Source organism: Maribacter corallii (assembly GCF_047345415.1).
Taxonomy (GTDB): Bacteria; Bacteroidota; Bacteroidia; order Flavobacteriales; family Flavobacteriaceae; genus Maribacter_C.
Genome location: NZ_JBLFEP010000006.1, coordinates 24,515 through 38,560, shown reverse-complemented (window position 1 = coordinate 38,560; position 14,046 = coordinate 24,515). Strand labels below are relative to the sequence as shown.

13 protein-coding genes are annotated in these 14,046 nt (G+C 36.4%); all 13 read left to right on the top strand.

Annotated features, from left to right (window positions below; translation table 11 throughout):
- Positions 1-566 precede the first annotated feature (566 nt).
- The 13 genes from ACKWCA_RS20065 to ACKWCA_RS20005 all read left to right on the top strand — a co-directional run bounded on the left by ACKWCA_RS20065 (position 567) and on the right by ACKWCA_RS20005 (position 14,043).
- Entirely contained in the window at positions 567-1,118 is a 552-nt protein-coding gene (locus tag ACKWCA_RS20065) for a hypothetical protein (RefSeq protein ID WP_413980027.1), read from the top strand.
- On the top strand, positions 1,115-1,714 hold the full coding sequence (locus ACKWCA_RS20060) for an acyltransferase (RefSeq protein WP_413980026.1): 600 nt from the start codon (positions 1,115-1,117) through the stop codon (positions 1,712-1,714). The genes ACKWCA_RS20065 and ACKWCA_RS20060 overlap by 4 nt, the downstream gene beginning before the upstream one ends.
- A 4-nt stretch (positions 1,715-1,718) precedes the next feature.
- Positions 1,719-2,690, top strand: a complete 972-nt coding sequence (locus ACKWCA_RS20055) for a Gfo/Idh/MocA family protein (protein WP_413980025.1) — start codon at positions 1,719-1,721, stop codon at positions 2,688-2,690.
- A gap of 12 nt (positions 2,691-2,702) precedes the next feature.
- Complete coding sequence (locus ACKWCA_RS20050; RefSeq protein ID WP_413980024.1) at positions 2,703-4,136, top strand: lipopolysaccharide biosynthesis protein; 1,434 nt, start codon at positions 2,703-2,705, stop codon at positions 4,134-4,136.
- 25 nt (positions 4,137-4,161) lie between these two features.
- Positions 4,162-4,992 (top strand): FkbM family methyltransferase, encoded by an 831-nt coding sequence (locus ACKWCA_RS20045; RefSeq protein ID WP_413980023.1) that lies wholly within the window; start codon positions 4,162-4,164, stop codon positions 4,990-4,992.
- Entirely contained in the window at positions 4,976-6,088 is a 1,113-nt protein-coding gene (locus ACKWCA_RS20040) for a glycosyltransferase family 4 protein (protein ID WP_413980022.1), read from the top strand. The genes ACKWCA_RS20045 and ACKWCA_RS20040 overlap by 17 nt, the downstream gene beginning before the upstream one ends.
- 76 nt (positions 6,089-6,164) lie before the next feature.
- Positions 6,165-7,484, top strand: coding sequence for a hypothetical protein (locus tag ACKWCA_RS20035; protein WP_413980021.1), 1,320 nt, complete (start codon positions 6,165-6,167; stop codon positions 7,482-7,484).
- 9 nt (positions 7,485-7,493) lie between these two features.
- Positions 7,494-9,227: a hypothetical protein gene (locus tag ACKWCA_RS20030; protein WP_413980020.1), complete on the top strand. Its 1,734-nt coding sequence runs from the start codon at positions 7,494-7,496 to the stop codon at positions 9,225-9,227.
- On the top strand, positions 9,224-10,288 hold the full coding sequence (locus ACKWCA_RS20025; RefSeq protein WP_413980019.1) for an ATP-grasp domain-containing protein: 1,065 nt from the start codon (positions 9,224-9,226) through the stop codon (positions 10,286-10,288). The genes ACKWCA_RS20030 and ACKWCA_RS20025 overlap by 4 nt, the downstream gene beginning before the upstream one ends.
- 11 nt (positions 10,289-10,299) lie before the next feature.
- Positions 10,300-11,220: a glycosyltransferase family 4 protein gene (locus ACKWCA_RS20020; RefSeq protein WP_413980018.1), complete on the top strand. Its 921-nt coding sequence runs from the start codon at positions 10,300-10,302 to the stop codon at positions 11,218-11,220.
- Positions 11,217-12,224, top strand: a complete 1,008-nt coding sequence (locus ACKWCA_RS20015; RefSeq protein WP_413980017.1) for a lipid II:glycine glycyltransferase FemX — start codon at positions 11,217-11,219, stop codon at positions 12,222-12,224. Before ACKWCA_RS20020 ends, ACKWCA_RS20015 begins: the two co-directional genes overlap by 4 nt.
- On the top strand, positions 12,221-13,288 hold the full coding sequence (locus ACKWCA_RS20010) for a DUF354 domain-containing protein (protein WP_413980016.1): 1,068 nt from the start codon (positions 12,221-12,223) through the stop codon (positions 13,286-13,288). The genes ACKWCA_RS20015 and ACKWCA_RS20010 overlap by 4 nt, the downstream gene beginning before the upstream one ends.
- Positions 13,288-14,043 (top strand): hypothetical protein, encoded by a 756-nt coding sequence (locus ACKWCA_RS20005; RefSeq protein WP_413980015.1) that lies wholly within the window; start codon positions 13,288-13,290, stop codon positions 14,041-14,043. The genes ACKWCA_RS20010 and ACKWCA_RS20005 overlap by 1 nt, the downstream gene beginning before the upstream one ends.
- Positions 14,044-14,046 lie beyond the last annotated feature (3 nt).

Genomic DNA, 14,046 nt, shown 5'->3' with positions numbered 1-14,046 from the left:
TTTTTTAGATAATTAAAGAAGGTTTTACCTTACTAAGTAGATCTCTTATATAGGAAATTTATCTGTGCTTTTTAACTTACTTAAATTAATTCCTTCTCGTTCATATATTATCGCTTTTTAAAGCCCATATACAAAGGCGGAAATTTATATGAAGGGAAACAAACAAACTCTAAAAATCAAATTAACTCATCTAAAGCATTCTTAAATATTGATTACCAATACTTTATATCTTTTGTTTTAAGAAAGCCATCGTTCATATTTCATCTATTTTTTTATTAGCATGCTCTTTCCTTCAAAACCTGAGGATTAATAATTCGTACTTAACAATTACAAAAAAACAAGAAAAAAAAGCCCCCTTTACAACTAATTTATTTGTACACATGGTGATATTTCTTCTATTATTTTTTACTAAAAACCACACTTTCCAACTCAAAACTTACACTTTCCCAACAAAATCAAGAGACTTCACAACATAAATGTATTATCATAAATATTATGTAGTACTATTACTACCCCAAACACAGTTTATAATGCTTCTTCTATTTTCTAGAAAAATAAGAATCTTGATGTTTAGTACACTTTGTACTATAACCATTTCTACCACAGCCCAAGAGCATGATCCATGGGTTATCGGTATCGGTTTTAACATTGTAGATAATTCTGGTACCAGGTTTAAACAGCTCCTGAATATTCAAGAAAACTGGAATGTATCCCGGTTATTAGTCGCATCCGTTGAAAAAAGATTCGATTATGATTATGGTGTACAAAGCCTTTTTGCAATTAACCAGTTCAATGAAGGAAAAACCATTAACAGTGAGGACAACTCATCTGATATTGGCTACTACTCCTTAGATATACTCTTTAAAAATTACACATCGAACTACTTTCTCAATCCAAAAAGAAGTTGGTTCACCGGTTTCGTTATGGCCGGAGCAGGAGCCAGTTTATTTAATCGTGGAATAAACAAAACGCTAAATGTAGGTTTTGGTTTCAACATAAAAATAGAATACGAGTTACGATTGAGTTTTCAGACACTTGGAAAATTTTCGATAGACAATAATACTCCAGGAAATGCAAACCATTTGCAGCACTCGGTTTCACTAATCAAATGGTTATGAACAATACGATAAAAACAAAAGAAAACGAATCGCCCTTTGTGCACGAAACAGCTTTTGTGGACGAAGGTGCCTCTATAGGTGTGGGAACCAAGATTTGGCATTTTTCACATATTATGTCAGAAGCAGAAATCGGTGAACGATGTAATATCGGTCAAAATGTTATGATTTCTTCTCATGTAGTTCTAGGCAAAAACGTAAAAGTTCAGAATAATGTTTCCATTTATACCGGAGTCATATGTGAAGATGATGTGTTTTTGGGGCCATCGTGTGTGTTTACAAACGTAACAAATCCAAGAAGTGCCATAAATAGAAGAGGACAATATGCCAAAACTTATGTTGGACAAGGTGCAACTATTGGTGCCAATGCAACCATTGTATGTGGCCATGATATAGGTAGATATGCTTTCATTGGCGCAGGTGCGGTAGTAACAAAAACCGTCAATGATTATGCACTTATGATAGGCAATCCTGCCCGACAAATCGGATGGATGAGTGAATATGGATGCAGATTGGACTTTGACCAAAGCGGAACCGCGGTTTGTGAAGAAAGCTTGGAAGTGTATAAGCTGAACAATTATAAGGTAACCAAATCTTAAGATTATGGACAAAAAGAACTTTGCTATCATAGGTGTTGGAGGATATATAGCGCCTCGACATATACAGGCGATAAAATATACGAACAATTCTTTGTTAGCGGCTTTGGATAAATCGGATAGTGTGGGCATCATGGACAGTTACTTTCCTCAAACTCACTTTTTTACAGAATTTGAACGCTTTGATCGCCATATAGAAAAGCTGAAAAGGAGAAAAAATATTCAATTAGATTACGTAAGTATATGTACGCCAAACTATTTACACGATGCCCATATTCGAATGGCTTTGCGAAGAGGAACCAATGCCATATGCGAAAAGCCTATTGTAATCAACCCATGGAATATTGATCCTTTGATAGAAATAGAAAAGGAGTCCGACACAAAGGTTAGTTCCATTTTACAACTGCGATTGCACCCAAGTATCATTGCACTAAAGAAAAAAATAGATAACGGCCCTACTGATAAAATTCACGAAGTCGACCTGACCTATTTGACCTCTAGAGGAAATTGGTATCATAATTCATGGAAGGGTGACATCTCAAAATCTGGAGGTATTGCCACCAATATAGGGGTGCACTTTTACGACATGCTTTCTTGGATTTTTGGTAAAGTCACTCAAAACAAAGTACACTTATTAGATAAAGAAAGTGCATCAGGCTATCTGGAATTTGAGAAAGCTCGGGTAAGATGGTTCTTATCCATTGACTACAATAACATTCCAGATAACATTAAGGTTTCCGGTCTACGAACGTATAGATCTATTCGTGTAAACAATGAAGAAATAGAGTTCAGCTCTGGTTTTACCGAGTTACACAACAAAAGTTACGAGGCTATACTTGAAGGAAAAGGGTATGGTCTATTAGATGCAAAACAATCCATAGAAATAGTGCACGATATTAGAAATGCTTCAATTTCAAAGCTTACGGGCGACTATCATCCATTATTACAACCGAACAGTATGCTACAACAAGTATCCTAAGATGAAATAATAATGGGGGCATTGGAAAATCAAACGAAGAAAGGGCTCGTATGGAGCAGTATTGACAAGTTTTCAACTTTGATCATACAGTTTTCCGTAGGCATTGTTCTGGCCCGTTTACTTTCTCCAGAAGATTTTGGTCTGATAGGCATGATTACCATACTTATATCTATTTCGCAATGTCTTGTAGATAGTGGTTTTTATACAGCTTTGGTTCAAAAAAAGAATATCACAAATGTAGATTATTCTACAATCCTGTTTTTCAATATTGTTGTCGCCTTCCTTCTATACTTCATTCTTTACCTGACAGCAGATTACATTGCTGTTTTTTATCAGGAACCTTTGCTTATTGACCTTATAAAGGTGGTCTCTCTTAACATTATTATCCTGTCTACAACAGTAGTACATAAGGCAATGTTGTCAAAAAAAATAGACTTTCGGATACAAGCAATAGCGCATATTATATCTTCGGTTGTTGGTGGGATTATAGGCATTTATGCCGCTTTTAACGATCATGGTGTGTGGGCTTTGGTATATCATACCTTATCTAGAGGCATATTGGCTTCCCTATTATATTGGTTTTTAAATAGATGGACTCCTTCAATTGTTTTTAGTAAGGCTTCGTTTAAGGCACTTTTCTCTTTTGGTTCAAAGCTGATGCTATCAGAACTTTTAAAGATATTTTTCAGAAACCTCTTTATCATCATTATCGGTAAAGTTTACAAAGCTGAGGAATTGGGATACTATACTCGAGCCTCCTTATTTAAGCAAGTTCCTGGAACCTTAGTTGGCAATATATTGCAAAGTGTGACTTTTCCCCTAATGGTAAAAGTGATCGATAATAATGAAAAGGCAAAACATGTTTTGGTAAGAAGTACAAAGCTTACTGGATTTGTTCTTTTTCCAGTGATACTATGGCTTTTATTTTTTGCAAAACCCCTCATTCTAGTTCTGCTTACTCAAAAATGGCTGCCAACCGTATTGCTTTTGCAAATTCTTTGTTTGGATATTTTATTTCATCCTATGCAATACATCAACCTTAATTATTTAAATGCCAAAGGAAGATCAGATCTATTTCTAAAACTGGAAATGCTAAAAAATATATTCACCGTCATAGCGATTCTAATTACTTACAAGTTTGGTTTAGTTGCTATGACCGTTGGCTATATAAGCGTTTCTTGTCTTAGCTTCTTTATCAATTCATACTATACTGGAACATATGTTAAGTATGGTGCTTTAAAGCAGTTAGCAGACCTATCTCCTTACGCCATTGCCGCCAGTTTCGCTGTTATCCCCAGTTTTTTCATCTGTTTTTTTATACCCAGCATGCCAGTTCAACTGGTAACCGGGGTAGCATTGTGTGCCATATTTTACATAAGCATCGCCTATACTATGAAGTTTCAAGAACTGTTTGAAATTAAAAGAATCATTTTAAACAAAATATAACCAACGACCCTATAGCATAATAACCATGAAAAGGTTCATACGAAAAACTACGGAATCAATTGTAAATGCAATAGTGGCATTGCTTCCAAAAAAGAGACAGAAAGCATTGTTTTTAAGCTTTGTGAGTAGAATACTTATTCAAAAAACCAATACTATAGAATACGATTCAGAACATGACATGTACTGGCTTAAAAGTAATGGAAGCCATTTATATATGGTGAAAGAACCCTATTTCTACTTCAGTAAAACCAAATTGTATAATGGAATAAAGAAGATAGCATGTAAACATTACGTACCCAAAAAGGGTGATGTAATATTAGATGTAGGCGCCGGTATCGGTACAGAAACTCTCTTTTTTAACGAACATATTCAAAAAGAAGGAAAAATCTATTCCATCGAGGCAAGTAAAGCCAGTCATGAAAAATTAGTAGAGCTGTGTTCTAAAAACAAAATTGAAAATTCAGAAAACCTTCATATCGCCATTACCGACCACAATCAAGACGTATGGATCGAAGAAAGCGATAGCTATCAAGTAGATGCGGTAAACACAAATGCTAAGGGTATAAAAGTAGATGGTATCACCCTTGATCACCTGGTTGAAATCAAAAAAATTGAAAAAATCGACTTTTTAAAAGCGAATATTGAAGGCTCCGAACTACCCATGATTGACGGTATGCGAAATGCGATAAAAATCACCAAACACATCGCTGTCTCATGTCATGATTTTCTATTTGAGGACAAACGTCAAATAAAAGAAAAGATGACTCATTTTTTAGAAGCAAATGGATTCGAGGTTTTTTATAACACTACTGGTCATCAAGTAGTGGATAGCTGGGTTTATGGCAAACGAGTTTAGAATGAATGTAGTTCATATTATATCGACCTTGAATATTGGAGGAGCAGAGAACTTTGTGGTCCAACTTGCAAACAAACAAGTTGAATATTGCAAAGTGACTATTGTTTCTCTCCGATGTACCGATGATCACGAAAACTATAAAGCAGCGTTGCGTTCGGAAATTGGTCACGTTGAATTGGATTGGAAACCCAAGTACAACCCAAACCAGCTGTGGCAGCTAAATAAATTAATCAATAAGATAGCCCCATTCGTAATTCATGTGCATTTACATAATCCTTTTTACTATGTTTTTGCACTATCGTTTTTTAAAAGAAAAATAAAGTATATACATACCATACATAGCAGTTTCGACAACTGGAAAAACGTATTGGCAATTGTATACAAACTACGACGTCTAAACAATAACATACTACATGTTGCATTATCACGTACTATAGCAAAATCGATAGAAGAAGAATTTCCAAAACTGCGAGTCGCAACAGTGGCTAATGGTATAAAGTCACATGTTATTCAAAGAAAAAATGAAGAAATAAAAAAAATTTGGAATGGATTTGACATTTCCCCAAAAGAAGGTTTTCGTTTTTTGGCCATTGGCAACATCAGTGACAACAAAAACTATAAACTACTAGCATTAAGTTTTAAGGCATTGGCCGAAGAATACCCTGATGCTATGTGCATTCAAGCAGGTCGCCCCACGGACAAAGTACTTACTCAAGAATTAAAAGAAATTAACGCTTCCAATGTTTTTTTAGCTGGCCCCATGTGTAACGCAGCTGATTTACTCACAGAAGCAGATGCTCTGGTCATAAGTTCGATACAAGAGGGAATGCCCATTGTCGCCCTAGAAGCAATGTCAATGGGGGTTCCAATCATTACCACTCCCGCAGGCGGTATGCCTGATATTGTTAGTACCGCAACTGGACTTATTGCCAATAATTTTGAAGTAACCTCTTTTAAAAACACATTAACAAAATTCATTCAACTATCGCACAACAAAAAAAGAGCACTGGCAACAAGTGCCAAAAAGCTATTCAAGGAACGATATGATATAAATATCGCTGAACAGCACTACAAAATACATTATGAGTTGGAGTAAAAAACATACCCAAATAGCGCTCTTTTTCACAATACTTGTGTTGCTGTGCCATATTGTTTTTTTTCCAAACTACATTATGCCATTACCGATATTATTAGTAGGCTTTGCAATAATACTCTTTTTCTTTCTAGGAGTTAGGGGATATATAAATGCCTGGAGGAATTGTAGTGATTTCAAGACTAGACTTTTCTTTCACAGCTTATTGTACAGGTTAATCGCAGTTGCCGCGATGTATATTTTGACAATGGAATATGACCCCAATAACCTCCCTTTTGAAATAGCTGCATCAGATGCTTGGAACTATCATTATTCTGGAGTCATAGTTGCTGATGCATTAAATGAGGGCAGAAATGTTTTTCAGGCGCTGTCATACTTTTGGAAGAACGAAGCGGACTATGGATTTTCTATTTACATCGGATTCATTTATACCATTTTTGGAAAAAGTGTTACGGCGGTAAAAATCAGTAACGCGATACTGGCCAGTTTTACGGTTTTAAGAGTTTATCAGATCACCCAATTCGCCTATGGTGAAAAACAGGCCAGGGTTGCTGGAATACTTACCATGCTGATGCCTCCGTTATTGTGGTTTACAGGTATGCTCTTAAAAGAGACCCTTCTGATCTTTCTGATTGCGAATATTGCCTACTACACAACACGGATAATCAAAACAAATGCATTTCGGATTCCCAATACCATTACGATGTTGCTACTTTTTGGTTCTATTTTCTTTTTCAGAACCGTGCTTGTGCCTTTACTGCTAGGATGCGTTTTATTACAAATTGTCTTTTACAAGACCAAAAACAAAAACTATAGGGTTTTTGCTGGTTTTATCACTTTGATCCTAATTCTGGGAAGCTTGTTCGTCACTTATGAACTCTCTATGGATAAACACATTGAAAGTGCCATAGAGTCTAGCTCAGAACAATTTGGAAACGAACTCGACAAGGCTTCAAAAGATAGGGGAATAAGTTATACTACTGCATTGATAGCACCTTTATTGGTATCCGGTGCAATCATAACACCTTTCCCATCCCTGTTGGACTTTGAAGAACGACAGTTAGGTATCTATGCCCATTTTCAGAATGAAATTATACGAAACATCATGTACTTTTTCGTTTTTTTAGGATTGTTGCGATTTATAAAACTGCGGAAGGCAACCGCTATATTTCCGGCGAGTTTTGCCGTCTTGTATATAATGATCCTGGCTTTTTCGGGGATATCCTTTCAAGACCGTTTTCAAATATTGGCACTGCCTTTCTTGATTGTTTTTATGTCAGATGGTATCACCACAAAATATCAAGAAAAAGAGAAACATTGGTTCGTTTACCTCAGCTTTATCTTTCTAGCAATTCTAGCATGGAATGTTTTCAAACTCTCTAATCGCGGTCTTTTTTAATAGTACACCATGAACGATTTTTTAATAATACATAGTACGATAGAATCCAAATATCTTTCTGATAATGTGATAGAACTGGCCGATCAATGGTGCATTTACACCAGAAATGACGTGTATTCCGATTTTCAGAACGAAGAAAAAAGATATCTTGTTTTTGGTGATTTAATAGACTCCAAAGAACTGCTTTTCACTACTCAAGATGAGGATATTCCAAAACTAAAGGGTAATTTCTACATAGTTGTTATCGACAGTGAGCGCATAAAAATATACCAAAGCTTTTTTAGCCTGTTGCCAATTTACATTACGAATGACAAAAAACTAATAGGCACATCATATCATTGGATTGAACAACACGCTCAGGGTTCTTTACAAATTGATAAAAAGTTTATTCTTGAAAACCTGCTTTTTAACTACGGATTCTTCAATAGAACCAAGTACAAAGAAATTAAACTTCTGCCCTGTAACAGTTTCATAAAACTGCAGGGTCAAGACGCTACAATTCAAAATCACTTTGAGGTCATCAACTTCTACAAGAATTGTAAAAAAGCAAAAACGGCAAATCAACTCAGTAATTTGTTTATAGGTACAACGGCATCCTATTTTCCGGATGAGCATTTTCACATCGCATTCACCAGTGGTTTCGATGGAAGAACTTTGGTAAGCTGTGCTAGTTATCTTCAAAAGAATTTTTCTACTTTTTCTTTTGGGAGACCCGCGAACGATGATGTGACCATACCAAAAAATAATGCGAAATCCCTTAGTATACCCTATGAATATTTTAATCTGGGTACTACCGAATATATTCAAGAAGCATATGCTAAAAGTGCCAATGCATTTACAACCTCAGGTTGTTTAGGCAATGGATTTTTATATGCTCATTTTCCCTTCAGCGCCAAAGAAATAAGTAGAAAATCCAATTATTTGATATCTGGAGTATGTGGCAGTGAGCTCTTCAGGGCTTTACACACTGCTGGAGCAGTTACTTCACAAGCGCTAACGGATGTTTTTAAAATCAACACCAAAACGGAACTTAGAGTTAGACTTAAAAACTCCAAAACACTGGAGGTATTAAACAAGCAAGAATTTGAGACAGAACTTGACGAACTGATAGAGGAAGTTATAGCTTACAAAGAAGGGTTACCACAAAATATTTCCTTAAACCAACAATTCTATGTGTTCGTTTTCGAAGAGATATTCAGAAAGTTTTTTGGACAATGGGTTATGTCTCAGCAGCAATACCTTAATGTTAGAACTCCTTTTTTGGATTTTGATTTCGTCAAAGCTTTGCTTGAATCCAAATATGCCGGTGCCAATAATGACTTTTTTACTAAGAATCCTTTGAAAAGGGTTAAAGGACAATACATCTATGCTGATATCATCCGAAAAACGAATACCACCATTTACCAACAACTTACAGGAAAAGGCTATACTCCAAGAGATGTTAGAAGTCCGTTACATCGTTTGAATATCATTTTGCCCTTCATTCAAAAGCGACTGAAAAGAAAAGTCAAGAAAACCTATTTGGATAACCTAGGCATTGTTTCAGGAGTACAACATTATAGGGTGGTACTACAATCGCTCTTTCATAAAACCCCTCTTTTTGATGACAAAGAATTATCAAACAGGTTAGCCAATCTTTCGGACTTCACCCCTGAAAAAGAAAGGGATACGCTATTAATGTCCTTGGCAATTCTCTATAACCTACAAGATGAAAAAATCACTACAAAACTCAAAATCGCATGAAAACACTACTTGCATTGTTAGACTATAAATCAAAATTCGGGTCAAAGCATTTTGATATCCCCTATAGAAGTGGAATGGACAAAAACAAACTGTCCAAATACTTTTTGGAGCTAGGCATTCAAATTGAATATAAATTCCTTAATGAAATTGATTTGAAGCACGGTTCCTTTAAGGACAAGGATATTATTTATACTTCTTCAGAAGACATAGGCTATCAGTACAAATCATACATCGAAGACCTCATATACGCACTAGAACTGTCGGGAGCGAACGTAGTACCCAGTTACCGCCATCTTAAGATGAACAATAACAAAGTATTCATGGAAATGACCAGAGATTATTTGGGCATAACCACTAATGTGAACTCCACGGTTTTCGGTTCTTTGAAAGATTTAAAAATGAAATTGAGTGATATCACGTTTCCTGTTGTGTTTAAAGCATCGGCGGGGGCATCGGGTACGGGAGTAGCTCTAGTAAAGAATGAACAAGAATTAATTAAAAAGGTAAAAAAAATAAGTAGAAGAAACTTAAAAAGCGATCTACGCGATTACATACGATCACTGCGCCATAAAGGATATATAAGAGAATCCTTATACCGTCAGAAATTCATACTGCAAGAACTTATCCCAAACTTGGTCAATGATTGGAAAGTGTACTTTTTTGGTGAAAAACTGTACATCTTCAAACGTCCCATTCTTAATGGTCGAGGAATAAAGGCAAGTGGTGGTGGCTATGACAATTACTTCTATGGATTGGAAGCAGAGGCACCCGATGGGCTATTTGACTATGCATGGACCCTTTTTAAAAAAATGGATATCCCTCATACTTCCATGGATATAGCATATGATGGAGAAGAGTTTTATCTCATCGAATTTCAATCCCTCTATTTTGGCACGGCGGGCATTCCTTACTCAAAAGGATATTTTACCAAAATAAATAATAAATGGACTTTTGTTGAAGAAAAGTTGGAAATAGAAAAAGCATACGCCGATAGTATTGCCTCATTTCTAATAAAAGATAAAGGACAAACAATAGAGACCAACTTGAAGCGTATTTCCTAAAACAAGAAAACATGAATATACTTTTTGTAAGTAGCGGAAATACTAAAGAAGGTATATCTCCAATAGTATATAATCAGGGTATTTCTTTACAAGAGATAGGCCATAAAATCACTTTTTTCACCATTAAGGAAAAAGGAATCAAAGGTTACTTGAAGTATATTTTCATACTCCGTAATTATTTAAAGGATAACCCCTCTGATATTGTACATGCTCACTATTCCCTCAGTGCTTTTGCGGCTGCATTGGCCGGAGCAAAACCAATGGTAGTATCCTTAATGGGAAGCGATGTAAAAGCATCACCCTTATTAAAATACATCATTAGAATATTTAAAAATATTTTCTGGAAAAAAGTAATAGTAAAATCTGAAGACATGAAAGCTTCGGTTAAGCTGTCCAATGTCAGTGTAGTACCCAACGGAGTGGATTTCAGCAAGTTTAAGCCCATTTCAAGGGAGCAGGCATTAAAAGTGACAGGATGGGATACAACCAAGAAACATGTGCTGTTCGCAGCCAATCCAAAACGAAGGGAAAAAAACTATCCATTGGCTGAGAAAGGATTTAGATCTATAGATTCATCCATTTCCGCAGAACTTCACACCTTAACGGATATTCCGAACCTGTTAATGCCAGCTTATTTCAATGCAGCGGACGTGGTGCTACTTACAAGCTTATGGGAAGGCTCTCCAAATGTTATAAAGGAGGCCATGGCTTGTAATTGTAAAATAGTCGCGGTGGATGTTGGTGACGTGAAACAGGTAATTGGCGATACAGACGGGTGTTTCATCACAGATTCCCATGAACAAGACATCTCCAACAAGTTGGAAAAAGCGTTGAAGGTGACTGAAAAAACCACAGGGAGAACCAAAATATCACATTTAAGTTCAGCTTTAATAGCAGAAAAATTAGTCACAATTTATAGCACTATTACATGATAAAAGAACGGATACAAATTGAAACCGATTACAATACCGTCTCTGATAGTGAATGGATACGGATGTTACAGGCAAGAACCAGCAATTATTTCCAAACCCCTGGGGCAATTCAATTTTTTAAAGCTGCCAACATAGAGACATTCACTTATACCTTGCGAAAAATGGATAGACTAGTTGCGTTACTTTCTGGGATTATCCAAAAAGAAAAAGGAATCAAATCAAACTTTACCAGCAGGGCCATTATTTATGGCGGCCCGATTTTTTCCGAGGAAATAGAGGAGAACGATGCGGTCGAAATGTTCCTACAATTGATTGCAGCATTAAAAAACAAGGTTATTTATATTGAATTCAGAAACCTCAACGATTATCGGCCATACCACCATATTTTTAAAAAAACAGGCTTTACCTATCACTCGCATTTGAACTTTCATTTGAATTGTACTGATGAAATCCTAATGCGAAAGCGAATGAGCAAAAGCAAGCTAAGACAGGTGAAAAAAAGTATTGCCGCCGGTGCAGAAATCATGGAGGCCCAGAACATAGAGCAAATAGCGTCATATTATGCTATTCTACAAAACCTATATCGAACAAAAGTAAAAACCCCATTACCTGGTTTTGATTTTTTTGAAAAGCTATGGCTCCGTAAAGCCGCCAAGTTTTTACTTATTCAATACCAAGGGGAAGTCGTTGGGGGCATAGTCGCTCCTATACTCGATAGAAAGGTAATCTATGAATGGTTTGTTTGTGGTAAAGATGGTGCGTTCAAAAACGTATACCCAAGCATTTTGGCCACTTGGGCTGCGATGGACTATGCGAACAAAAACAATATCCCAAGATTTGATTTTATGGGTGCCGGCAAACCGGACGAAAGCTATGGCGTCAGAGAGTTTAAATCAAAATTTGGTGGAGAATTGGTGGAATACGGAAGATATACCTATGTGGCCAAACCGATCCTTTTTGAAATTGGGAAGAAAGCGGTACAAATCTTGAAAAAATCTACATGAAAATTTTAATAGATATAGGACACCCCGGGCATGTACATCTGTTCAAAAACTTTGCAAAGGAAATGCAACGAAAAGGACATGAGTTCCTATTCACATGCAGACAAAAGGAGTTTGAAATAGAATTGCTGAAAGCAGAAGGTTTTACGTTTAAATCCTTTGGGAGCAAGTTCAATACCACCATAGGCAAATTGTTCGGGTTGCTTAAATTTGACCTTTTATCGATCATACAAGGCTTAAAGTTCAAGCCCGATGTATTTATGAGCCATGGCTCGCCCTACGCATCTCACGCAGCGGCCATACTTCGAAAACCTCATATATCATTGGAGGACTCGGGCAATTGGGAACAAATGAAATTATATCTCCCCTTTACAGGTGCCGTTCTAACACCCGATGTGCTTTACGAAGATTTAGGGGAAAATCAAATTAGATACCAATCGTATCATGAATTAGCATATTTGCACCCGAAGTATTTTAGTCCAAAGGGAAATGCCACAAGAATTCTTGGATTGGAACCATATAAAAAATACATCATCTTGAGGTTTGTCTCATGGAATGCATCACACGACAAAGGACACGGCGGTATTTCGGACGAGGAAAAAAGCAAGATTATCAATTACCTATCGGAGAAGTATCAAGTTTTCATTACTTCTGAGGGAGTTCTTCCAGAAAAATATAAACCCTACCAGATAAAAATTGCCCCAGAACAGATGCACGAAGTTTTGTCAGGAGCAGAGTTTTTTATTGGGGAAGGCGCAACCATGGCCGCAGAGTCCGGGGTTTTGGGAACACCTGCAATTTACATCAACTCTATTCGCAGGGCCTATAATGAAGATCAAGAGAAATATGGACTTGTGTTTAATTTTCAGTCTGAAGAAGGGGTGTTTAATAAAATATTGGAACTAGAGGCTACCCAAAACTTTGAAAATACATTTAAAGATAGACGTGAAAAATTGTTAGCTGACAAAATAGACATCACCGCTCTACTGGTATGGTTTGTAGAAAACTATCCTGAAAGTAAAGAAACCATGATACAGAACCCAAATTATCAGTACAATTTTAAGTAATGGATTTTACAGTAAATACATACGAAGAACTTCTCCTATCCCTAATGGATAAAAACTATACCTTTAAAACCTTTGAGGAGTTTGTCAAATTTCAAGGAGAACGAACTGTTGTATTGCGTCATGATGTTGACCTTTTACCACATAATTCTTTGACATTTGCACACATCCAGTCGGACTTAGGAATTAAAGGAACCTACTACTTCAGGGCAGTACCAGAAAGTTGGGATAAGGAGATTATTTTGGAAATTTCAAGTTTGGGACATGAAATAGGATACCATTATGAGTGCCTTACTACGACCGGAGGTGATTTTGAAAGGGGCATCCAAGATTTTGAAAAAAACCTTGATAAACTAAGAGCACTTGTACCCGTCTCCACTATTTGCATGCACGGAAGTCCTATGTCCAAATACGATTCCAAAGATTTGTGGAACGATTATAAATACCAAGATTACGGTATTATTGCCGAGCCCTATTTTGATGTGGACTACAACACCGTTTTTTACATCACGGATACAGGAAGAAAATGGGACGGGAATAACGTTAGTGTACGCGACAGGGTGCAAACGAATATGAAACATAGCTACCGTACCACTTTTGATATTATGGCCACTATTGAATCAAATTGCTTTCCAAAAAAAGTAATGTTCACCTTTCATCCACAAAGATGGAGCAATAATATGGTGCTATGGAGCAAAGAGTTGGTTCTGCAGAATGTAAAGAACGTAGTCAAGAAACATTTTTTTGTAAAAGCTTAAGTT

Coding starts and splice junctions, on each gene's coding strand:
- ACKWCA_RS20015 (WP_413980017.1), top strand. CDS start 11,217: ATGATAAAAGAACGGATACAAATTGAAACCGATTACAATACCGTCTCT.
- ACKWCA_RS20045 (WP_413980023.1), top strand. CDS start 4,162: ATGAAAAGGTTCATACGAAAAACTACGGAATCAATTGTAAATGCAATA.
- ACKWCA_RS20055 (WP_413980025.1), top strand. CDS start 1,719: ATGGACAAAAAGAACTTTGCTATCATAGGTGTTGGAGGATATATAGCG.
- ACKWCA_RS20060 (WP_413980026.1), top strand. CDS start 1,115: ATGAACAATACGATAAAAACAAAAGAAAACGAATCGCCCTTTGTGCAC.
- ACKWCA_RS20010 (WP_413980016.1), top strand. CDS start 12,221: ATGAAAATTTTAATAGATATAGGACACCCCGGGCATGTACATCTGTTC.
- ACKWCA_RS20030 (WP_413980020.1), top strand. CDS start 7,494: ATGAACGATTTTTTAATAATACATAGTACGATAGAATCCAAATATCTT.
- ACKWCA_RS20035 (WP_413980021.1), top strand. CDS start 6,165: ATGCCATTACCGATATTATTAGTAGGCTTTGCAATAATACTCTTTTTC.
- ACKWCA_RS20040 (WP_413980022.1), top strand. CDS start 4,976: ATGGCAAACGAGTTTAGAATGAATGTAGTTCATATTATATCGACCTTG.
- ACKWCA_RS20005 (WP_413980015.1), top strand. CDS start 13,288: ATGGATTTTACAGTAAATACATACGAAGAACTTCTCCTATCCCTAATG.
- ACKWCA_RS20065 (WP_413980027.1), top strand. CDS start 567: ATGTTTAGTACACTTTGTACTATAACCATTTCTACCACAGCCCAAGAG.
- ACKWCA_RS20050 (WP_413980024.1), top strand. CDS start 2,703: ATGGGGGCATTGGAAAATCAAACGAAGAAAGGGCTCGTATGGAGCAGT.
- ACKWCA_RS20025 (WP_413980019.1), top strand. CDS start 9,224: ATGAAAACACTACTTGCATTGTTAGACTATAAATCAAAATTCGGGTCA.
- ACKWCA_RS20020 (WP_413980018.1), top strand. CDS start 10,300: ATGAATATACTTTTTGTAAGTAGCGGAAATACTAAAGAAGGTATATCT.